The 22,969-nt window shown below is 36.4% G+C and carries 23 protein-coding genes and 2 other annotated features; of the genes, 5 read left to right on the top strand and 18 right to left on the bottom strand.

Going from position 1 to position 22,969, the window contains the following annotated elements:
- The first annotated feature begins 280 nt into the window (after window positions 1-280).
- The 4 genes from JFU18_RS20250 (at window position 281) to JFU18_RS20235 (ending at window position 2,556) form a co-directional block, all read left to right on the top strand.
- A complete protein-coding gene (locus JFU18_RS20250) occupies window positions 281-838 on the top strand; it encodes an HD domain-containing protein (protein WP_201031875.1) in 558 nt (185 codons plus the stop codon).
- Window positions 839-977: 139 nt separating this feature from the next.
- A complete protein-coding gene (locus tag JFU18_RS20245; RefSeq protein ID WP_002167594.1) occupies window positions 978-1,691 on the top strand; it encodes a CPBP family intramembrane glutamic endopeptidase in 714 nt (237 codons plus the stop codon).
- 112 nt (window positions 1,692-1,803) lie between these two features.
- Complete coding sequence (locus JFU18_RS20240; RefSeq protein ID WP_201031876.1) at window positions 1,804-2,175, top strand: DNA-binding protein; 372 nt, start codon at window positions 1,804-1,806, stop codon at window positions 2,173-2,175.
- Between the two features lie 24 nt (window positions 2,176-2,199).
- Window positions 2,200-2,556 (top strand): ammonia permease, encoded by a 357-nt coding sequence (locus tag JFU18_RS20235; RefSeq protein ID WP_201031878.1) that lies wholly within the window; start codon window positions 2,200-2,202, stop codon window positions 2,554-2,556.
- Between the two features lie 21 nt (window positions 2,557-2,577).
- Here the strand turns inward: JFU18_RS20235 and JFU18_RS20230 are convergent, their stop codons facing one another.
- Window positions 2,578-4,371 (bottom strand): DHA2 family efflux MFS transporter permease subunit, encoded by a 1,794-nt coding sequence (locus tag JFU18_RS20230; protein ID WP_085312483.1) that lies wholly within the window; start codon window positions 4,369-4,371, stop codon window positions 2,578-2,580.
- Between the two features lie 12 nt (window positions 4,372-4,383).
- Window positions 4,384-5,037: an HlyD family secretion protein gene (locus tag JFU18_RS20225; RefSeq protein ID WP_002190842.1), complete on the bottom strand. Its 654-nt coding sequence runs from the start codon at window positions 5,035-5,037 to the stop codon at window positions 4,384-4,386.
- A 296-nt stretch (window positions 5,038-5,333) separates the two neighbouring features.
- On the opposite strand from JFU18_RS20225, the gene JFU18_RS20220 reads away from it, so the two are divergent.
- Window positions 5,334-5,951, top strand: a complete 618-nt coding sequence (locus tag JFU18_RS20220) for a TetR/AcrR family transcriptional regulator (RefSeq protein ID WP_002015467.1) — start codon at window positions 5,334-5,336, stop codon at window positions 5,949-5,951.
- 41 nt (window positions 5,952-5,992) lie between these two features.
- On the opposite strand, the gene JFU18_RS20215 is transcribed toward JFU18_RS20220, so the two are convergent.
- The 16 genes from JFU18_RS20215 to polA form a co-directional block, all read right to left on the bottom strand.
- A complete protein-coding gene (locus JFU18_RS20215; protein ID WP_002088917.1) occupies window positions 5,993-7,078 on the bottom strand; it encodes a M42 family metallopeptidase in 1,086 nt (361 codons plus the stop codon).
- Window positions 7,079-7,147: 69 nt separating this feature from the next.
- Window positions 7,148-7,639: a dUTP diphosphatase gene (locus JFU18_RS20210; protein WP_085312485.1), complete on the bottom strand. Its 492-nt coding sequence runs from the start codon at window positions 7,637-7,639 to the stop codon at window positions 7,148-7,150.
- A gap of 517 nt (window positions 7,640-8,156) precedes the next feature.
- Window positions 8,157-8,513 carry a 50S ribosomal protein L20 gene (gene rplT, locus JFU18_RS20205; protein ID WP_001138364.1) on the bottom strand — a complete coding sequence of 119 codons (357 nt, stop codon included), beginning with the start codon at window positions 8,511-8,513 and terminating at the stop codon, window positions 8,157-8,159.
- A gap of 38 nt (window positions 8,514-8,551) precedes the next feature.
- Window positions 8,552-8,752 carry a 50S ribosomal protein L35 gene (gene rpmI / locus JFU18_RS20200; RefSeq protein ID WP_001125945.1) on the bottom strand — a complete coding sequence of 67 codons (201 nt, stop codon included), beginning with the start codon at window positions 8,750-8,752 and terminating at the stop codon, window positions 8,552-8,554.
- A 21-nt stretch (window positions 8,753-8,773) separates the two neighbouring features.
- Entirely contained in the window at window positions 8,774-9,277 is a 504-nt protein-coding gene (infC, locus tag JFU18_RS20195) for a translation initiation factor IF-3 (protein ID WP_002015470.1), read from the bottom strand.
- Between the two features lie 63 nt (window positions 9,278-9,340).
- Window positions 9,341-9,461: a sequence feature (ribosomal protein L20 leader region), on the bottom strand.
- A gap of 206 nt (window positions 9,462-9,667) precedes the next feature.
- On the bottom strand, window positions 9,668-11,605 hold the full coding sequence (thrS, locus tag JFU18_RS20190; RefSeq protein ID WP_002034275.1) for a threonine--tRNA ligase: 1,938 nt from the start codon (window positions 11,603-11,605) through the stop codon (window positions 9,668-9,670).
- 48 nt (window positions 11,606-11,653) lie between these two features.
- Window positions 11,654-11,881 (bottom strand) — a binding site (T-box leader).
- Between the two features lie 31 nt (window positions 11,882-11,912).
- Window positions 11,913-12,794 (bottom strand): putative sporulation protein YtxC, encoded by an 882-nt coding sequence (gene ytxC / locus JFU18_RS20185; protein ID WP_201031882.1) that lies wholly within the window; start codon window positions 12,792-12,794, stop codon window positions 11,913-11,915.
- A gap of 233 nt (window positions 12,795-13,027) precedes the next feature.
- Window positions 13,028-13,966 (bottom strand): primosomal protein DnaI, encoded by a 939-nt coding sequence (gene dnaI / locus JFU18_RS20180; protein ID WP_002015473.1) that lies wholly within the window; start codon window positions 13,964-13,966, stop codon window positions 13,028-13,030.
- 33 nt (window positions 13,967-13,999) lie between these two features.
- Complete coding sequence (locus tag JFU18_RS20175) at window positions 14,000-15,406, bottom strand: replication initiation and membrane attachment family protein (RefSeq protein ID WP_002015474.1); 1,407 nt, start codon at window positions 15,404-15,406, stop codon at window positions 14,000-14,002.
- A gap of 145 nt (window positions 15,407-15,551) precedes the next feature.
- On the bottom strand, window positions 15,552-16,013 hold the full coding sequence (gene nrdR, locus JFU18_RS20170; RefSeq protein WP_001203686.1) for a transcriptional regulator NrdR: 462 nt from the start codon (window positions 16,011-16,013) through the stop codon (window positions 15,552-15,554).
- Between the two features lie 196 nt (window positions 16,014-16,209).
- The gene (gene speD, locus JFU18_RS20165) at window positions 16,210-16,593 is read right to left on the bottom strand and encodes an adenosylmethionine decarboxylase (RefSeq protein WP_002003660.1); all 384 of its coding nucleotides are present in this window, start codon (window positions 16,591-16,593) and stop codon (window positions 16,210-16,212) included.
- A 385-nt stretch (window positions 16,594-16,978) separates the two neighbouring features.
- The gene (locus tag JFU18_RS20160; protein WP_002129350.1) at window positions 16,979-18,007 is read right to left on the bottom strand and encodes a glyceraldehyde-3-phosphate dehydrogenase; all 1,029 of its coding nucleotides are present in this window, start codon (window positions 18,005-18,007) and stop codon (window positions 16,979-16,981) included.
- 109 nt (window positions 18,008-18,116) lie between these two features.
- Window positions 18,117-18,719, bottom strand: coding sequence for a dephospho-CoA kinase (gene coaE / locus JFU18_RS20155; RefSeq protein WP_002129351.1), 603 nt, complete (start codon window positions 18,717-18,719; stop codon window positions 18,117-18,119).
- 53 nt (window positions 18,720-18,772) lie between these two features.
- Complete coding sequence (gene ytaF / locus JFU18_RS20150) at window positions 18,773-19,405, bottom strand: sporulation membrane protein YtaF (protein ID WP_002129352.1); 633 nt, start codon at window positions 19,403-19,405, stop codon at window positions 18,773-18,775.
- A gap of 72 nt (window positions 19,406-19,477) precedes the next feature.
- Complete coding sequence (gene mutM, locus JFU18_RS20145) at window positions 19,478-20,308, bottom strand: DNA-formamidopyrimidine glycosylase (RefSeq protein ID WP_201031885.1); 831 nt, start codon at window positions 20,306-20,308, stop codon at window positions 19,478-19,480.
- A gap of 12 nt (window positions 20,309-20,320) precedes the next feature.
- The gene (gene polA / locus JFU18_RS20140; protein ID WP_201031886.1) at window positions 20,321-22,954 is read right to left on the bottom strand and encodes a DNA polymerase I; all 2,634 of its coding nucleotides are present in this window, start codon (window positions 22,952-22,954) and stop codon (window positions 20,321-20,323) included.
- Between the last annotated feature and the right edge of the window lie 15 nt (window positions 22,955-22,969).

Raw genomic sequence — 22,969 nt, 5'->3', positions numbered from 1 at the left:
CGAAAAATTTTTTTCTTCTCCTAAACATTTCTACTTTACTAACGCTACCCCGATGGAGTACAATGTTCAAAATACATTTAAACCGATCGATTTTTCTTCATATATATCATTAGATAAAGTGAAACTTTAATCAGTGGGGGGTCCCCCCACACTGATTATTAGTTGAACCAATCGGGCTTTTACGGGCAGTTGATTCCCCACCTAACTTCCTCGTATTCGCTAAATTTTAAGGTGGGAATCTTACTGCCCGTTAAAGCGGGATAAAAGGAGTGAATGTTTTATGCAACGTATTACGCTTGAACAAGTTTTTAAACATCACATTACACAAAAATATGTAAACCGTTCTGGAATGGTCCACGCGATTGCTGTCGCTTACCATGCGTTTCACTTAGCCAAAAAGCATCACGCCTCAGTCGATGCTGCGACAAAGGCTGGCTTCCTTCATGATATCGGACATCATACGTGGTACACAGGTGGCGAATGGGACTATGACTTGTACAAAAAGAATGATATACATGCGATTAAAGGGGCAGAAAGATCTCATAAATTGCTTATTAGATTAGGAGAACATCCGAAACTAGCAAAAGAAATTTCTGTTGCAATTCTTCTGCACACTGATTCTTTCCTACTAGAACAAACACTTGAAAGAACACCTCTACAAAATGTTATTAAGTGGGCGGATGAAGCCGATGAAGAACCAGGTGGCGCACACCATTATAGAACTATTTCTTATGAAAAAGCATTGAAAGCAATTCAGCAATTAGACCGATTGGTAGAGCGTGAATTACAAATAGAGCAAAAGAAGTTGAATGACAAGGTAGAACATAGTTATCAATGAGAAAGAGGCATCACTATAGGGTGATACCTCTTTTATTATTTTGCGAAAAATACACCTTTGTATGTAATATTTAAATGTTACACCCAAAAGAAAAATACTTTATAATTAAATATACAAATATAAAGAGGTGATTTTACAAATGCAACCCGCTACACAACTTTCTAATGAACAGAAATACTCTATGTCATGGGGACAATTTATTAGCTCCGTTTTATTCGCTTTTTTCGGAACCGGACTTATTACTGTGTTCCTCGCAATGCCCTTAACAATTTATACAGCCGGTCTTACAGATAAAAAACAAATTGCCCTGTATGAATCTATTGCAAATACTGCAAGTATCGTATTACAACTAGCCGTGTTGTTATTCTTCATTTTTAAATTCGAACCCGCAAAAAAATTACTACTAAAATCTTTTAACTTTAAAGTACTTAAAGAATGGCGTACATACGTATACTTACTTCTTTTCTTCGCTATAAACATTATACTCAATTACATCTTGTTAAATTATGTGTTCCAAGACGCAACAAAGCAGCAATCTTCCGCACTAAACTTAGACGTTTTTAAGCAATATCAAATATTATTACTTCTCGGCTTCGCTATACTCACACCAATTTTTGAAGAACTTATTTTCCGTGGCTTTATACTTCGCTTCTTCTCAGAGCGCTTTCCATTTTGGATTGCAGCCATCATAACAAGCTTCTTCTTCGGTATCGCTCATACATACTCACTTGGAGTAATGGTAATTACTTTCTTCATGGGATTATTAATGGCTATTTTATGTAAAAAAACAAAATCCATTATTCCAGCTATGTTATTTCATATTATGAATAATATGTTAGCATTCTTGAGTTAAAAAGAGGTATCATCACTTCTCATTTCTATCAATTTATACATATTTATTAATAATACCCAAAATAAACCTCATGTAGTAAAATATAACTCATCACCATAGAAGGAGATTATTTATGTCGAGCTTACTTTGGATTTTTTATATGCCACTTCTTGTTTTATGCGGATTTTTCGGTGGTATTTTTTTAATTATTACTAGCATTAAACATCTTAAATTATTTGTGGGTTTAACGGGGCTACTTAGCCTATCTTTTGTCACACTACCTTTTGTTTTTTGGGGCATGGGGGTGAATAGCGATACGATCCTCCCTATTTCAACTACTTTATATTGGATACTGTTTTCTTTAACTGGATTATTGGCAGGATTAAATGGATTACAGGCAAAGATTAAAAGTATACGTAATATGGGATTCATTATTTTTATCGCTGGCATATTAGGGGTTATTTTCTGGGTACTTATGTCTGTAGGGGATTCATTCTATATATAATATTTTATCGGAGGTAATACAGAAGTGTTTGGAATATTAACTTGGATGGTTTTGGCTCTTACTTTGATGTTATGCCAATTCATCGTTGGCATTTTTTTAATTATTGCTGGCATTAAATATCGTAAATCACTTACTATTATAGCTGGTTTAATTAGCATATCGCTTATCTTTGCTCCTATCATTTGTATAGGTTTTGGAATAGATTTAGAGGGGATGGTTCCAATTTCAGGAACTTTATATTGGTGTTTCTTCTCTTTAGCTGGACTATTAGCTATTATAAGTGGAAGACAAATATCTAGCATTCGTGCTATGGGAACAATTTTGTTTATAACAGGGCTGTGCTCCATAGCTGGTTATCATTTTTTATATCTCACTCTTTAAAAAGACAAAAAAGCAGGGAAATTAATTCCCTGCTTTTCTATTTGGTTTATTGCCTGATGGTAAGAAGAACGATAACACCCAAGCAATACCGGCTAATATTGTTGCAATTAAGAAGGCATCGTTAATACCGTTAATTGCAGATAGCTTTGAAATTTGTCCGAATAATAGTTGTGTACTCATCGCATCTCCTGCTTGAGCTGAGCCGGCTAATGCCGCTAAGCTTTGGCCCATACCGTGTACTTTATCAACTAAAATCGGGTTTGACGTTGTTAACATATTGCCGTAATCCGCTACGTGAGCAGTAGTTTGTTGTGTCATAAGCGTGATTAATATCGCTGTTCCAATTGAACCAGCTACTTGTCTTGACGTATTTTGCGTTGCTGTACCGTGAGAAATTAATTTCATCGGCAGTGCGTTCATACCAGCTGTCATAATTGGCATCATAATGAATGACATACCAATTGAGCGTATAATATAATCCGTCATAATAACACTATACGGTGTATCCATCGATAACGTTGTAAATTTATATGTCGCAAATGTTGTAATGGCTAATCCGACAATTGCTAACGGACGAATACCATACTTATCAAATAGTTTACCTGCAACTGGTCCCATGATCCCCATAATTAATGATCCTGGAAGTAATAATAAACCAGATTCCATCGGTGTAAAACCGCGAATGTTTTGCAAGTATACTGGAAGTAATAACATACCTCCGAATAAGGCCATCGTTACAATCGCGTTAATTACTAATGTGAAAGTGAACGTCGGATATTTAAACACTTGTAAATCAAGCATTTTATTGTCTGTTGTTAACTCTCTCCAAATAAATACAGCTAAACCAATGACACCGATGATAAGTGTTATAACAACTTCTGCACTAGTCCAGCCATTATTTCCAGCTTCACTAAATCCGTACAGTAAGCTACCTAGTCCAATACTTGAACTAATAACACCGAATACATCTAACTTTGTTTTAGACACTGGCTGAGCTAGTGTAAAGAATTTAAAAGATAAGAACGTAATAATTAAACCGATAACAAACATCCCATAGAACATTAAGTTCCAGCTATAGTTTTCAATTACCCAACCTGTTACAGTTGGTCCGATAGCTGGTGCTAAAATCATCGCTACCCCAAGTAACCCCATAGCTGCTCCGCGTTTATTAGGCGGGAATAATGTCATGAAGATATTCATACCAACTGGCATTAAAATACCTGCACCAACCGCTTGAACAACACGGCCTGTCATCATCATTGTAAAGTTTCCTGATGTAGCACAAATGATAGATCCTACAGTGAAGAATAACATTGCTGCTATGAATAATTTACGATACGTAAATCGTGAAACTAAAAATGCACTGATTGGTACTAAAATTCCGTTTACAAGCATGAAGCCTGTAATTAACCATTGTGCTGTTGAAGTTGATACGTTAAATTCATTCATTAATGGAGGCAGTGCAACATTAATGATTGTTTGGTTTAAAATAGAAACGAACATACCGAGAATTAATACAGCTACAACTGCCTTTACATTCACATTCTCTACCGGCAATTGTCTCTTCAGCATTTCTTTTTCCTGTTTTACTTGCTCTTGCTTCCCTGTTTCTAATTCCACTACGTTAGAAGCTTCTGTTTCTTGTTTTTGTTCAAGTTCTTTCTCTACTGTTTCTGCTTGACTTACTTCTATCTTACTTACGGCTGGGACTTGTTCTTCTCCCACATTCGTTTTTTTCTTTCGTAAAAGACGATTTATAAGGAAGAAGACGATTATACAAAATAGTGCATATCCTACAATTGCAATTGAGGACATCTCATCTCCCCCTTACTTATGAATACGAACTGACACATTCATTCCAGGAACAATATTTACTGATTTACTATGATCTAAAGAAACTTTAACTGGTACAACTTGCTTTACTTTCGTATAGTTCGCTGTTGCGTTACTTGATGGTAACATCGAGAATGTATTCGCTGTTGTTAATCCCACTTGTTCTACTTTTCCCGTTAACGTTGTATCTGGGTATGCGTCTACATACACATCTACTGTTTGGCCTTTTTGAACATCATCAATATTTGTTTCTTCAATATTTGCTGTTACCCATAAATTACTCATATCAAATGCATAAGCAATTGGGCTACCTGCCCCAACGAACGCATTAGTTGTTGCATTTGATTGTACAACTGTTGCATTTTGCGGAATTGTTACATCTACTGTTTGCTCACCATTTGCTCCTGCTACAGTAACCGCACCTAATTTATCGTTCTCATTGTAATTTTTTCCGACTTCAGCTTTCCAGTCTGTTAATTTACCTGCTACTGGTGATGCAATTGGGATTACTTTCCCGTCAATCTTTGCATTTTCTGTTTTTAAATAGTTTTCCGCTTGATTGTAATAGTAATAACCGCCAATACCGCCGCCAACTAATACAATTAATGTGATAATGTTGATAATTACCATTCTTCGAAACTGATTCATTGCATTCCTCTCCTTATATCGCATATAATTTTTTTCTAAACTATTTACATCCTTAGTGTTTATATTGTTTAATTGTTAATTATATTAACCTTTAAACAAAAAAAGCACACCTTTTACGACGCAAACTATGTTTTGTCTGCATCCTAGCGGTGCTGATTTCTAAAGGACTATCGTTTATAATTATAAATAATTATCCCAAATCTACAACCAACAATTTAAACCTATATGTTGTTTAAACAACATTACACTATACATGTGTTGTTTAAGGTTAAAAAATTAAACGAGGTGAAGTAAAAATGTCTATTAAAAATACAAATGATCCACGTGTAAAACGAACGAGACAACTCATACAGGATGCTTTTGTCGCTTTAGTAGGCGAAAAGGGCTTCGAAAATGTAACTGTGCAACATATCGCGGAACGCGCTCCTGTAAATCGTGCTACATTTTATAGCCATTACCATGATAAATATGATTTATTAGAAAAAAGCATAGAAGAAATGTTAGAAAAACTAGCTGCAGTAATTAAACCACAAAATCGAAATAAAGAAGATTTTCAGCTCACTTTTGATTCGCCGCATCCAACTTTTTTAGCTTTGTTTGAGCATATCGCAGACAATACTAATTTCTATAACGTTATGCTCGGCGATAAGGCAGCTGGAAACTATTCTTATAAAATGATGAAAACAATTCAAACACATTTAACATTAAGCCTATCTATTTCCCAGCCAGATGATGAAGACCTTATGGTCCCTCGTGATATTCTTATTAGTTATGTTACAGGCGCTCATATCGGAATGATTATGTCATGGTTAAAAAGAGGCATGATTTATACCCCACATTTCATGGCAATGCAATTAACTCGCTTAATTATTTTAGGAGCTCATACTGCAGCAGGATTAGAAAGACCGTTTTAAAAATGAAAAAAGCGAAGGAGGTTATCCTTCGCTTTTTTCTATTAATTAAATGTAATGTTATGTACAGCCTCTTTATCAAGACGTTTAATAACTTCTACAATTAACTTCACTGCGTTTTCATAATCATCACGATGTAACATCGCTGCATGAGAATGAATGTAGCGTGTCGCAATCGTAATTGCCATAGACGGAATACCATTTACAGAAATATGAATTGCTCCTGCATCCGTTCCCCCGCCCGCTACAGAATCATACTGATATGGAATTTGTAATTCATCAGCAACATCAACAACGAAATCACGTAAACCTGTATGACCAATAACGGAAGCATCATATAAAATAATCTGCGGTCCATCACCCATTTTACTTTGTGCTTCTTTTGCTGTTACACCTGGTGTATCCCCAGCAATACCAACATCTACAGCGAATGCGATATCGGGCTTAATATAGTTTGCAGATGTTTTCGCACCACGAAGACCAACTTCTTCTTGTACAGTACCAACGCCGTATACAACGTTTGGATGCTTTTCATCTTTTAATTGTTTTAATACGTCAATTGCAATTGCACAACCAATTCGGTTATCCCATGCTTTTGCAAGTAACATCTTTTCATTCTTCATCACTTGGAATTCGAAGTACGGTACAACTTGATCTCCTGGTCGTATGCCCCACTCCATCGCTTCTTCTTGGCTAGAAGCACCAATATCGATGAACATGTCTTTAATTTCAACTGGCTTTTTACGAGCTTCTGGAGGTAAAATGTGCGGTGGTTTTGAACCAATTACACCTGTTACATCTCCTTTACGCGTTACAATCGTTACACGCTGTGCAAGCATAACTTGCGACCACCAGCCACCCACCGTTTGGAAACGAAGGAAGCCTTTGTCATCAATTTGCGTAATCATAAAGCCAACTTCATCTAAATGACCTGCAACCATAATTTTCGGGCCGTTTTCTTCCCCAACTTTTTTCGCAACTAAACTTCCTAAATTGTCAGTAGAAAGTTCATCTGCAAACGGCTCAATATATTTCTTCATTACTTCACGTGGTTCGCGCTCGTTACCCGCAATACCGCGTGCGTCTGTTAATTCTTTTAGCATTGTCAATGTCTCGTCTAATTTTATCATTGCCAACACCCTCCTTTTTCTTCAGTCACTTTATTATACAAAAGGAAATTGAAATATTCAAAAATTAAATTAGTATCCTTGTGTTTGACGCTGATGATTTACTTCATTTTTATCTAAATATGCTTTTTCAATTTCATCTTGTTCAAATTCAAGCGCTTGTCCAAGGCGAAGATAGCTTGTAAATAGTTCAATATAGTTCGTAATAGAAGGTTGATCTGTAAAACGAATTACTTTCGCATATGTGTCTAAGAAAATTTCCACTTGTGTTTTATTCGTTTGCGCACATTTATAGAATAAGAAGTTTTTATCAATTCCTAAATCGATTCCGATTGATAAAATAAAATGTAAACCATCTACGTATTCTTCTAATATTACTTCACGTTCTGAAGCTGGTTTATTGCTCCAATATTTAAAACAACGTGTTTCATTTGCAAGTTCTCCAATTTCTACAAGAAGAGCTAACATTTTTTCTTTTAACAATTTCTTCGGTTGTAATTCATGTTCTTTCACAATACGATCATCTAATTCTTTTTGTAATTTAAATAGTTGTAGTAAGTCCATTCTATTATCCTCCTCCAACATCGCATTTTCCGCAACAATGTTGTTTCATCTCAAAGTTCATTATTATTTTTCGTTTCTTATTAACAAGTCAGCTACCTACATCTTTATAAAGATAGCTTGTCCTTAATTTGCAAATACGTTTCAATCATCACTCATATATTGTTCACTTGATGAAAGTTCCATATCATCTTTCCATTATAGCAGTGTCGTTTCTGCTAGGAAAGATACACTTCTTCACGAATGAGTTCAAATAAAAAAAGTCAGGAGGATTCTCCTGACTTTATATATATATTCTTTTATATCGCTATAGCTTTTATATTGATTTTGTCATATCGATAACGACACATCCGTTAATCTTTCCTACTTTCATGTAAAAACCTCCTCGTTATCGTTACAAAACTTCTTACAAGCACATCTTAATATACTTGAGCAAGAAATAACGATAATAAGTGGAGGGTTTTACAATAAATGCAAATAAAAAAAACCTTAGAAGAAAATCTTCTAAGGTTTTAAACAATTAGTTAATGTTGTTTTTTGCAACTGTTGCTAATTCAGCGAAAGCTTTTTCGTCATGAACAGCTAAGTCAGCAAGCATCTTGCGGTTAACTTCGATGCCAGCATTTTTTAAACCGTGCATTAAGCGGCTGTAAGAAAGACCATTCATACGAGCTGCTGCGTTGATACGTGTAATCCATAATTTACGGAAGTCACGTTTCTTTTGACGACGGTCACGGAATGCATACATTAGAGATTTCATAACCTGTTGGTTAGCAACCTTAAATAATGTACTCTTAGAACCGTAGTAACCTTTTGCTAATTTTATAACTTTTTTACGACGTTGACGAGTAACTGTACCACCTTTTACTCTTGGCATAATATTACCTCCTAGTTTGTTCTATATATCAGCCGAACTTATTTTAAGTTGTCAAGCATTTGACGAATGCGTTTGAAGTCACCAGCGCTAACTACACCAGCTTTACGTAGTTTACGTTTAGCTTTTGTAGATTTGTTAGCGAATAAATGGCTTGTGTAAGCGTGAGAACGCTTCAGTTTACCAGATCCAGTCTTTTTGAAACGCTTTGCAGCGCCGCGATGAGTTTTTTGTTTAGGCATAGGTATTTCCTCCTCTATCTATTACTTATCGTTTTTCGGTGCTAAAACTAAGAACATACTACGTCCTTCCATTTTAGGCTTAGATTCAATTGTACTAACTTCAGCACAAGCTTCTGAGAAGCGATCTAAAACACGTTGACCGATTTCTTTATGAGTAATGGCACGTCCTTTAAAGCGAATTGACGCTTTAACCTTGTCGCCTTTCTCTAAAAACTTGACAGCATTACGAAGTTTTGTGTTAAAGTCATGTTCATCAATTGTTGGACTTAAACGAACTTCTTTCATGCTAATTACTTTTTGATTTTTGCGCTGTTCTTTTTCTTTCTTCTGTTGCTCAAAGCGGAATTTACCGTAGTCCATAATGCGGCATACTGGTGGTTTCGCATTTGGAGCAACCAATACTAAATCAAGATTAAGACCTGCAGCTAAGTCTAAAGCGTCATTACGAGACTTGATTCCAAGTTGATCGCCGTTTGCGCCAACTAAGCGTACTTCACGTGCACGAATTTGCTCGTTAATCATCATATCCTTGCTAATAGTAAGCCACCTCCAAGGTTTTCTTAGAATACGTTTTGCAATTGTAGAACCCGAACAAAAAAAGTGCGGGCACACGGCACCCACACTTGTAATATCTTTAGTAAGAAATACATTTACCTGCTAACTGCGAGTGCGTCCATCAGGTGAGAAGCGGGTGCTTCTACTTGTCAAAACCATATTCTATTATCCTTGATGAGTTTATCATAGGACATGACGTCTGTCAAGAAGACGCGATGTGTTTTACTAACAACAAGAAATATTGTAACAAACAACCAGCATACTTGCAATACTTTTTTATGATAAGTATTGTTTGGTTATTTTTTCTAGATTTTCTTTTTTATAATACATAAAAAAGCCGCGGTATACCGCGGCTCTTTCTTATCGTTTTCCTTCTACCTTAATCATGTCAACAAACGCATCTAATGCAATTGTTTCTGATTTTTGTTCACCATATTTACGTACGTTAACGCCATTTTCAGTAACTTCATTGTCACCTACTACAAGCATGTACGGAATCTTTTGCATTTGTGCTTCACGGATTTTGTAACCAATTTTCTCTTCACGAGTGTCTAATTCAACACGGATACCAGCACGTCGTAATTCATCTTGTACTTTCTTCGCATAGTCTAAATGTACTTGCGGAGAAACTGGAATTACTTGCGCCTGAACTGGAGCTAACCAAGTTGGGAATGCGCCTTTGTATTCTTCAATTAAGAAGGCTACGAAACGTTCCATAGTTGATACAACACCACGGTGAATTACAACTGGACGATGTTGTTTACCGTCTTCACCAACGTAAGTTAATTCAAAGCGTTCTGGAAGTAAGAAGTCTAATTGTACAGTTGAAAGTGTTTCGTCTTTTCCAAGAGCAGTACGAACTTGAACGTCAAGTTTCGGACCATAGAATGCCGCTTCACCTTCAGCTTCATAGTAATCAAGACCCATTTCATCCATAGCTTCTTTTAACATACCTTGTGCTTTTTCCCACATCTCATCATCAGCATAATACTTTTTAGTATCTGCTGGGTCACGATAAGATAGACGGAATGAATAGTTTTCTAAACCGAAATCTTTGTACACTTCTAACGTTAAGTTTACAACACGTTTTAATTCTTCTTTAATTTGATCTGGACGAACGAAAATGTGCGCATCATTTAAAGTCATTCCGCGTACACGTTGTAATCCAGATAATGCTCCAGACATTTCATAGCGGTGCATTGTTCCAAGTTCCGCAATACGGATTGGTAATTCACGGTAGCTGTGAATATCATTTTTATAAACCATCATATGGTGAGGGCAGTTCATTGGACGAAGAACTAACTCTTCATTATCCATTTCCATTGATGGGAACATGCCATCACGGTAATGGTTCCAGTGACCAGAAGTTTCATAAAGCTCTCTACTTCCTAATACTGGAGTGTATACGTGATCATAGCCTAAGCTTGCTTCTTTATCAACGATGTAACGCTCGATAATACGGCGAATTGTTGCACCTTTTGGTAACCAAAGTGGTAAACCTTGTCCTACTTTTTGGCTATTAGTAAATAGTTTTAACTCTTTACCTAATTTACGGTGATCGCGTTCTTTCGCTTCTTCAAGCATACGTAAGTGCTCATCTAATTCTGCTTTCTTAACGAATCCAGTACCGTAAATACGTTGTAACATTTTATTATTGCTATCGCCGCGCCAGTAAGCACCAGCAACACTTAATAATTTAAACACTTTAATCTTCCCTGTAGATGGAAGGTGAACACCACGGCAAAGGTCGAAGAATTCGCCTTGCTCATAGATTGAAATAACTGCATCTTCTGGAAGATCGTTAATTAAATCTAATTTTAACTCATCGCCGATTTCTTCAAAGCGACGAAGTGCTTCTGCACGCGGTACTTCATGACGAACGATTTCTAAGTTTTCGTTCACGATTTTTTGCATTTCTTTTTCGATTTTCTTGAAGTCTTCAACTGTAATTGCTTCTTCCATATCAATATCGTAGTAGAAGCCATTTTCGATTACTGGACCAATGCCAAGCTCAAGCTTAACATCTTTATATAAACGTTTTAACGCTTGTGCTAAAAGGTGAGCTGTTGAGTGGCGTAAAATATATAAGCCATCTTCAGAATCTAATGTAATAATAGAAACTGCACCATCTTCTTCGATTGGTGTAACAAGATCGATCATCTCATCGTTTAATTTTCCAGCCACAGCTTTTTTCTTTAAGCCTGGGCTAATAGAAGCTGCGATTTCTTCAGTTGTTACTCCTTTTGGAAACTCCTTCACAGCTCCATCAGGGAAAGTAATTTTAACTACATCTGCCATCACTGGTCACTCCTCTTTTTTTTCAAAATAAAAAACACTCATCCCATAAAAAGGGACGAGTGTTGAATTCGTGGTTCCACCCTTGTTCCAATTAACCTTATTGTTAATTGCTCAAGTTCAACATAACGGTGTTGTCCGTTAGCAATTACTAGAAAAACGTTCACTGCTAAAGTTTAGAGGTGGTAAGTAATAATCCCGTACTAGGAAGCTCGCACCCTAAGGCTTCCCTCTCTGAAAATCGTAGATAACTACTCATGTCCTCATCATGACATTTCAATATATTTCATTTATGTAGGTAATTATATGCTCAAAAACTTAGAAAATCAAGGGCGTTACCTTTATTTTTTAAATTTTTCACATTGCGCTCAAACTCATGTAATCCATGTAGTTGCACTCGTTCCTGAAATACATTTCGCAAAGTAATAATCATATTATGATCTTGTTCTTTCGTATATAAATAAATCTTTTTCGGCGAAATAGAAAGAAGTGGTGCAATTACTTTCGTATCGATATATACATCCTGTTTCTTTAATAATTCTTCATCTATATATTGAACCAATTTCTCCTGTTTTAAACGCCTACCTTTATCATCATAGAAAATAAAACTTTCATCAAAAATAAGATGTACACAGGACAAACGTGATTTCCGGCTACTTACTTGTTGGCGAAGTGTCTCAATGAATATTTGGTATTCCTGCTCCATCTTATACTCATCAATTGCAACTTCAGCAAGCTTAGTTACCATTTCCCTATATGTACGAAGACGAAAACGAACGTATGATGAAAACGAGAATGAGAGCGGATCACAAAGCCAATCCTTCAAAGACGACGCAATATAAGATTCAAATTTTTGACGTGTTAAATCACTAGATACTCCTTTTCTTCTTTCCTTTAAAATCTCATGTGCCATATGCAATATTTGATGACACTCTTCTTGTTCTTCATAAAAAAACTTTTCCTTTAAAATGGTGTGAATCCATTCATTTTGTTTCACATTCATAATGAAATATAGTAATACTGGCAATAAAATCTTTTCAATATAATTCGATTCACATAATGGTATATGGATAACAACCTTTTGTTCGTTTAAATATACACTTGTTTCCTTATATAAGGATTCCGTTCTTTTCGTTAGTTGTCTGTATACGTGCACAGCATCATTTTTTTCTTCGAAGCAAATTTCAATCACTTTTGTCCCCCCCTTTATCCCCGCTCTAAAGGATTGCATCTATACGTTACAAATCCTATAAGAGTCCGATCTATGGAAGTTCACTCTTAGTAGAAACCTATCTCCCATTGTTAGAACATCCACTCGATATGGCTTGCTAATTTTATATATATTAAGGGAGGGAGAAAAAAATGATACAAGCTACTCTGAAAAAATGATTAAAATAAAAAAGAGCAAGCTTCTCAGCTCGCTCTTTACTTATTACGACGGTTCTTCCCGCCAATTGGGATTGGCTTCGCTAAATATTTAATTCGTTCCATAATACGGGCCGCTTTCATCTCTTCTGCTTCACCGCGCTGTGTATACGTTAAATGATGTTCCAACTGTTTGAAATCAAAGTTAGATGTAAAGAACGTCGGTAAGTTTTCCAACATACGGAACTGTAAGATTGCACCGAGTACATCATCACGTACAAAACTTGACATCGCTTCTGCCCCGATATCATCTAACATTAATACTTGTACACGTTTGACAGCATCAATCTTTCCGCTAATCGAATTATCTTGAATCGAACTTTTGATTTCACGTAAAAATTCAGGGAAGTATACGAGCATCGAACTAATTTTCTTTCGCGCAAGCTCATTTGCAATTGCCCCTAAAAGATACGTTTTCCCTACACCAAATTTACCGTACAAATATAAACCTTGTGCTTTTTTACCTGGTTCGTATGTGTTTAAAAATTCATTCGTTGCACCTATTGCATCAATACGTGCATCTAAATCTGAAGGGTCTAAATTTTCCATAGTTGCCTGCAAAATGTCAACTGGCATATATACACTTTGAACAAGTTTTTCATATTTTTTTCTCTCATCATATGCTACTTTTCTAATACAACGATCGTATTGAATATCAATCATCTTACCTTGGATGACGAGCTTCGGCTCATATCCTTGTAGCATATTTTTACATGACCCTAAATCTGGACAATCCGCACACCCTACACTTTGTCCAATATATTCATATAACTTCACAAGACTTCGTTCAATCATAGAAGTCGTTACTTCACCTTTATGTTCGTCTATAAATTCTTTCACACGAGGGTGCGCCATCACTTCTGCCTTTAAGACTTCATATCTATTTTTAAAGTTTTTATTTTCCATTAATTTCGTAAATGAATTTTGAATATGCTCCATTTTCTCACCTCAAAGAGCGTTCATTTTCTTTTATTAATCACGCTTATATTTTTTCAATACTTCTTCTAATCGTTTCCGTTCATCTTCTAACGTACTTGCATCTTTTTTCGCACTTACGTCATTTTTTACAGGTTCTTTCTCTTCTTCTTTCGACTCTTCTTTAAGCCAATCTGGTACCATTTCTTTTCTCACTGTTTTCTTCGCTGTACGACCTTTTTTCTTCGTCTCAGCCCACTCTTGATATTGACGATTCTCTTCTTTCGCTAGCGCCATCGCCTCGCCTACTGTACCAACCTTTTTTCGCGCCCAATGTCCAGCAATCTTCTCGACATACGTTTTAGCAAGCTTCATATCTGAGCGTAGCATAACGTAATATATAAGTACATTCACAACCCCTGGCGTTAACTTTTGGTTTATCATTACATCCTCAACGATTTGCAAGTCCGCTTTCGTCGCCTCTGCACCACCTGAAATCTCTTTCAATAGTTGTTTTGGCGAGATTTCCTCTAACTGCTTCATTAGCATCTCTTCTTGCGTAGATGGCTCTTTCTCTTTCATTGTACGAGCAGCATGAGGTTGCACTCTTTCACTTAATACAGGTAACGCTTGACCATTTTCGAATTGATACCAATCGCGTGCTCCCTTCCGAAGCCTTTCGATATCAATTGTTTGCACTTCTGTCACTGCGCCAAGAACGATATTTTGCATCGATAACACATCCACACCGTACACATAAGCGAGTGTAATAACACATTCTCTCACTTGATCTGTAATCGCCTTTTTAGGAACAAGCGCTGATAGTCCGTCTACAAATAAAGAGAAATCAAAGAAATCGTTCCAAACTTTCGGAGCATCCCCATTCTCGTTACTTGGCATAATTGTCGTTTTCGGGATACGCAGTTCTTCTTGCGCATATTCAAACTGACCTGGGTTAAACGAATCAAATATATCGTTGAAGGAGCGCGTAACATTTTCATAAGAAGCAAAATCGAATTCTTCTTCTAAGAAATATTGCTTTACTTGGTTGTATTTTGTCCGACTCAAGCGATTATATAAAAAAATACTTAAAACAATATCATCAAAAAACTGCTTCGGAGATAAAGGTGGTTGCAATTCATATATAAACATCCGAATATCTTTTTCTTTCTTAATATATACATTTAAAAGACCAATCGCTTCTAACTTTACTCGTTCCCCATATATTTCAGGAAGTTGCATTTGCATAGTCACCATAAGGGAGTGATGTGTATTCTCTTTTCCAAACACACGATCTTGCTCTAACTCTCCCCATAGTGTCATGTATAAGCTAAAAGCTCTACTACCTATTAACGGCTGATACAACATCGTTAATACTTTCCGGTCGTAATTATGTAACAACCCTTTCGCACTTACTTTATAACGATCAATCGGCAATAGCTCCATCCATGACTGTTTTTCCATTCTTGCTTTTCCTTTCTCTCATCCAATCTAGCCTACATTTCACTCGTTCTATCTTTATTATATAATTTATTAGCGAAAAAGAGCTATTAGCTTCCGCTTCTAGCTCTCTTATCTCGTTTACTTACAGTATATAAAGAGATTCCTTCTACTCTCTCTCTTTTTGCAGTATATCTTTTAATTCTTCAATAAATACATTTAAATCTTTAAATTGACGATACACAGAAGCAAAACGTACGTACGCAACATCATCAATATCACGAAGTTCTTCCATAACAATTTCACCAATCATATCACTTTTCACTTCTGATATACCTAAGTTACGAAGTTCACGCTCCACACTTTGTGTTACTTCCTCTAACTGCCTTAAAGATACAGGTCTTTTTTCACACGCTTTAATTAAACCGCGTAAAATTTTCTCTTTATTAAACTCTTCTCGTGTTCCTTCTTTTTTAACAACGATAAGAGGTGATTCTTCTACTCTTTCAAATGTCGTAAAGCGACTTAAACAACTTTCACACTCTCTTCTTCTTCGAATAGAGCGCCCCTCGTCTACCGGACGCGAATCTAACACTCTTGTTCCATTATGAAAACAGGATGGACAACGCAATTCATTCACTCCTTTACACTATAATCTTTATTCTTTCGCTACTCACCTACATGTGAAAATATATATACAATATTATATAACTCATTCTTCTATAATGACCACTCTAAGTTATTACATATCGTGATCCTATTTTATATAAACTAAAAAAGAGGTGCATTATACACCTCTTTACATTTTAAATCAATTATGTTCTTTTTTAAAGAGCTTTTGTTTCTCTCTGCTTAATTTCGAAGCTACCAGTGCCTCGAGGAAGCTCGATGCTCTCACGCGTTTTCGCGTTTAAACCTTCTGCAATATATTCTGCAGCAACATTTGGATCAATACGATCCCCACAAGTATAAACATCAATACTTGCGTAACCGTGCTCCGGAAAGCTATGAATTGTTAAATGTGATTCCGAGATAATTACTACTCCACTTACACCTTGTGGTGCAAATTTATGAAAAGCAACCTCACGTACTTCAGCACCAGCTCTTAGTGCTGCATCCACAAATAATTGTTCAATATACGGCATGTCATTAAGCTTGTCGAAATCGCAATCCCAAAGTTCAGCGATCACGTGACGACCCATCGTATCCATAGTATCCATTCTACAGTTCCCCCTTGTAAATTTATTCTAACTGTTCGAATTGAAAACTAATTTGCAATTTGGCTTGCTCCACTACCACGGGGGAAAGTTAGTCCAGAGAGGTCCTAACCCTTTAAGTAGTGACTACGTACCTCAGCTCTTAAGTTTACGAGTGTTAGTATACTTTGTTTATTTTCATTTTGCAACAACAGTTTTTTCGATTTTCTGTCATATTTTCCTCTTTACTTTTCCCTAAAAAAAATTAATGATTCACGAATACAGTAATCCCAACGTTTCGTGGTATGTCCACTATTTAAAAATATACTTATATAATTTTTTTCCTTTTCAGAAAAAAATAAAAAAGAGGGCAAATTTTCACTTGCCCTCTCTCGTTCACTTAAATATGTTGCACATTTTTTTGTTTCGCTAATTCATCAACAACTAACGTTACAAGATCTACAACACGACGAGAGTAGCCCCACTCGTTATCATACCAAGCAAGTACTTTCACTTTACGATCACCCATTACCATTGTAGACAAACCATCAATAATAGCTGAGTGTGTATTTGTATTAAAATCGATAGACACTAAAGGCTCTTCGCTGAATTCTACAATTCCTTTTAATGCACCGTTTGCAACAGTTTTGAACGCTTCATTAATATCTTCAACTGTTACATCACGTTTTACGTCTACTACTAGGTCAACAAGAGACACGTTTGGTGTTGGTACACGAAGTGCCATACCATGAAGTTTTCCGTTTAAGTGTGGAAGAACTTTTGCTAGCGCTTTTGCAGCACCCGTCGTTGTTGGAATGATAGACTGTCCGCAAGCACGCGCTCTTCTTAAATCTTTATGTGGGTTATCAATATTTTTTTGGTCATTTGTATAAGCATGAACAGTTGTCATTAAACCGTTTTCAATTCCGAACTGCTCATCTAACACCTTTACAACAGGCGCTAAACAGTTTGTTGTACAAGATGCATTTGAAATAACAGTATGCTTTGTAATATCTAATTGGTCTTCGTTCACACCAACTACGATTGTTACATCTTCATTTTTACCAGGTGCTGTTAAAATAACTTTTTTCGCTCCAGCTTCAACATGAAGAATTGCTTTTTCTTTCGAGTTAAATTTACCAGTTGCTTCAATTACAACTTCAACACCTAGATCTTTCCAAGGCAACTCCTTTGGATCGCGGTTGTTTAAAAGGCGAATCATTTTCCCATCAACTAGTAAGTGATCTTCAAATGCTTCCACTGTTCCGTCAAACTTTCCATGAACTGTATCATATTTAATTAAATGCGCTAACGTTTCTGATGGATAGCTTGCATTTATCGCTACAATTTTGAATGCGCTTTCTTTTATTGCTTGACGAAATACCATTCTCCCGATACGTCCAAATCCATTAATTGCCACACGAGTCATAATATGTTATCCCCCTTGAATGCGTTATACTATTTATCTCCAATCCCAATAATAGTATAACACAAAAAGGAGATATGTCACTAAGCATTTTCATTAATTTCACAATTTTTTAATCAATAATGTTCCATTCTTTCAAAATAGAAGCTAATTGTGTTTTCGTTCCAGTAATTGTGCCATCATTATAAATTACCTCATCTGCCTTCTTTACTTTTTCTTCTAACGGCATTTGAGATTGAATACGAGCCGTTGCTTCTTCTTCTGAAAAGTTATTTCGTTTCATTAAACGTTCCAATTGCGTATTCGGTGTGACTGCTACAACTAAAACACGATCAACGAGATTTGTTAATTTACTTTCAAACAAAAGAGGGATATCTAACACAACCGCTTGCATACTTTCTTTTATGTACATCTCCTTTTGTGCATTCATTTCTTCACGCACTGCAGGATGAACAATTTCGTTTAACTGCAATCGTTTTTCTTCATTATAAAAAACGACACTCCCAAGCTTTGGTCGATCAAGCTCTCCATCTTTTTGTAACACTTCCGTTCCGAACACCTCTACAATTTTGTTATATGCCGGTTTTCCTCGTTCTACAACTTCTCGCGCAATAATATCTGCATCAATAACCGGTATACTCATTTCACGAAACATTTCTGATACCGTACTTTTTCCGCTTGCAATGCCTCCTGTTAATCCAATTACTACTGTCATAATAATCCCCCTCACAATATTAAAGGCGCGAAACTAATGTTCCACGCCCCTACTTACATTTTCCAAATCCCAATAATAATGAGTAATACCCCAGGCAGGAATGTAAATTTTTGTAACCATTTCATATTTGATAAAATCGTACCGAGCTTCATTCCAATAAATAAAAATAAAGAACTCATAACCGCGACTAATACCGCCATCATCGCGGGTGCATAACCTAATAAAGATGCACCAATTCCAGCACCAAACGAATCTATAGAAAGAGCGATACCGAGAAGTAACGCTTCTCCTGCAGAGATAGTTCCTGATTTATCAAAATCCGCAACAGTCGGCTTCCGCAAAATTTGAATCACTAACCCTAGCGAAGCAATTTCTAGTTTCCAAACCTTTTCCTCTTGCTTCGGTTCTTCTTTTTTATCACTTCGAAAAAATTGATATAATACCCAAATACCTATTCCAATAAGAACAAATCCGCCGATACGCGTTGCGATAACAGGTGAAAATATTTTCGCGATCATATGTCCAATCCCCATGGAAACGAGCATTACAGCTGCTGAACAGATCCCGATAATTATAATTGATCTTAGTGGAATTCTTACGCTCCTTAACCCGTATGTTAGCCCTACACTACAGCTATCTAAGCTTAATGTAAAAGCTAATAAAATAAGAGATAAATAAAGGTACATCGGTAAGCTCCTCCCTTATACATAGCTCTGCTCTATGTATATGACAAATGCCTATCCGATGTTATCCCTTTTCTATATTCTAGGTTGGCAAATTGGGCAGTAATGTGTTCCCCTTCCGCCAACAACTGTTTTTTCTAATATCGTACCGCAAGTCACACATGGTTCTCCTTTTTTCCCATATACATTTAGAAGTTCTTGGAACGAACCAATTTGTCCTTGTGAATTAATATACGTTCTAATTGTACTTCCGCCTCGCTTAACAGCTTCGCCCAGCGTTGTAACAATCGCCTCGTAAATTCTTTCTATTTCTTCTTCTGTTAAAGATGCAGCTTCTCGTTCCGGATGAATTTGCGAACGGAATAATACTTCATCTACATATATATTTCCAAGCCCTACTAAAAGACGCTGATCTAATAATACGACTTTTATTTTGCGATTTGTCTTTTGCAATCTTTCTTGTAAGTACTGCGGTGTCAATTCAGCATCAAATGGCTCTGGTCCTAAATCTGCAAGAGGCATTTGCGTAAACTCTTCACCTTTCTTAAAGAGATGCATCGTACCAAACTTTCTCACATCTTTATAATGTAATTCAGTTCCATCTTTAAATAAGAAACGTACGTGTGTATGTTTATCAATTGGCTCATCCTCTTGATGAAGTAAAAACTTACCTTCCATACGCAAATGTGAAACAATTACATAGTTCGTTACATACAAAAGCAAAAACTTACCTCTTCGCTTTATATTCTCGATCATTTCGCCTCTTAGCATGTCTTTAAAGATTTCTGCATCGTCCGGTCGTTTCACTATTTTTGGATAGGTGACAATTACATCTTCGATCACTTTTCCTGTTACAAGATTTTCAAGCGTCCGTCTAACATTTTCAACCTCTGGTAATTCCGGCATTTCATCACGTCCTTATTTCGCATCGTACCAAGTTGGACCGTAAGAATAATCAACTTTCAATGGAACGGCTAGTTCAATTGCATGCTCCATTACTTCAGGTACAAGCTTCTCTAATTTTTCAATTTCTTCTTTTGGTGCTTCAAATATCAATTCATCGTGTACTTGCAGAAGAAGACGCGCTTGTAATCCTTCTTCTTCTAGACGATCTGCCATAATAATCATCGCTTTTTTAATAATATCAGCCGCACTACCTTGAATTGGTGTATTCATAGCTGTACGCTCAGCAAAGCTACGTAAATTGAAATTACGACTCGTAATTTCCGGAATATAACGGCGACGATTTAATAATGTAACCACATATCCTTTTTGTTTCGCATCTTTTACGATTTCATCCATGTATTCTTGTACACCAGGGAAACTTTCTAAATACTTTTCAATAAATTCCGCTGCTGCTTTTCTTGTAATTCCTAAGTTTTGCGAAAGACCATAATCACTAATACCATACACAATTCCGAAGTTAACAGCTTTTGCTTGTCGTCTCATGTTAGATGTTACTTCATCTTTCCCAACACCAAATACATCCATAGCTGTTTTCGTATGAATATCCATGTCATGTTGGAACGCTTCAACTAACCCTGGATCTTTTGCAATGTGAGCAAGCACACGAAGTTCGATTTGTGAATAATCAGCCGCGTACATGATCCATCCTTCTTCTGATGGAACGAATGCCTGACGAATCTTTCTTCCTTCTTCTAAGCGAATCGGGATATTTTGTAAGTTCGGATCTGTTGAACTTAATCGACCTGTTTGCGTTAACACTTGATTAAAACGAGTATGGATTTTAGATGAATCTTCATGTACAACTTTCAATAAACCTTCAATGTAAGTTGAATTTAGCTTTCCTAATTGACGGTAATGTAAAATATTCGGAATAATTTCATGACGATCCATAAGTTTATCTAATACATCCGCCGACGTAGAATAACCTGTTTTCGTCTTTTTAATAACTGGTAAGTTTAAATTCTCAAACAGAATAACCCCAAGTTGCTTCGGTGAATTAATATTAAATTCTGTTCCCGCAAGCTTATAAATTTCCTGTTCCATTTCCTTTAATCTACCTGCAAGTTCTTCTCCCATATTACGAAGACGCTCCGTATCAACTTTTACACCTTTCACTTCCATATCAGCTAATACACGTGCAAGTGGTAATTCTAATTCCGTAAATAATTCATATTGCTCGTTCTTTTTTAATTCTTCTAAGAACGTTTGCTTTACATCATATAATACATGCACTTTACGAGCTACATGCTCCGCTACTACCTCTAGCCCCGGAACAGCACGCTTCGCACCTTTCCCGTAAACTTCTTCGTCAGATTTTACGGCATGCGTTTCTTTCATTTTCGCTACAGTACGGAAATCTTTATCTGTATCGGCTGGATCAAGTAAATAAGCGGCAATTAATAAATCAAAGTCAATCCCTTGAATATCTACACCTTTCCATTTGAGAGCAACGATAGCACGCTTCGCATCAAATGTATGTTTTCTCATTTCTCCATTTGCAAGCCACTCTTTAAAAGCATCCGATTTAAGAGCAACATCGGCTGGAATGAAGTAACAACCATTTTCATTTTGAATACCAAAACCTTGAATATCGGCTTTATGATAATTATCTTCTTGCACTTCAACAATAAGCGCACTATCTTGCTGAAGCATTTCTTCTGTAACTTCTTCTACAATATCAAATGTAATATCATCTAATTCGGCTGGAGCCGTTTCCTCCGGCGTAACACCTAACTTATTTAAAAGGGATGTAAATCCTAAATTCTCGAACATTGGAATCAAATCGCTCGGTTCATACCCTTTATATTCCATATCATCTACATGCACAGTAATCGGTGCGTCTGTAATAATAGTCGCAAGTTCTTTACTCATAAGAGCTTGTTCTTTATTCGCTTCTAACTTTTCTTTTAATTTCTTTCCACTCACTTGATCTAAGTTTTCATATACTGCTTCTACCGTTTCAAATTGCGTTAATAATTTAATGGCTGTCTTCTCACCAACACCTGGTACACCTGGAATGTTATCCGATTGGTCTCCCATTAAACCTTTCATATCGATAATTTGCTTTGGTGATAAGCTATATTTCTCAAATAAAGCTTCTTTCGTATATTCATCTACTTCCGTAATCCCTTTGCGAGGAATACATACGAGTGTATTATCTGAAACAAGTTGCAGTAAATCTTTATCTCCTGAAATAACTTTAACATGAAACCCTTGCTCACTCGCTTCTTTCGCTAACGTTCCCATAATGTCATCCGCTTCATAATTTTCCAGCTCATAACGCGGTACATTGAATGCATCAAGCACCTCACGAATAAACGGGAATTGCTCTGATAACTCAGGTGGAGTCTTTTGACGCCCTCCCTTGTAATCACTATACGTTTTATGACGGAATGTTGTTTTCCCCGCATCAAACGCCACAAGCATATGCGTCGGTTTTTCTTCCTCTAGTATCCTCATTAACATCATTGTAAAACCATAAATTGCATTCGTATGTATACCTTTGTCGTTATTTAAAAGCGGTAGTGCAAAGAAAGCACGATACGCGATATTATTACCATCTACTAATACGACTTTTTTTTCCAAACTACAAACCTCCCC

Origin of the sequence: Bacillus sp. TH22 (genome assembly GCF_016651015.1) — a bacterium.
Classification (GTDB): Bacteria; Bacillota; Bacilli; order Bacillales; family Bacillaceae_G; genus Bacillus_A; species Bacillus_A mycoides.
The sequence above is the reverse complement of the archived record's forward strand: the minus strand, read 5'-3'. Positions and strand labels throughout refer to the sequence as shown.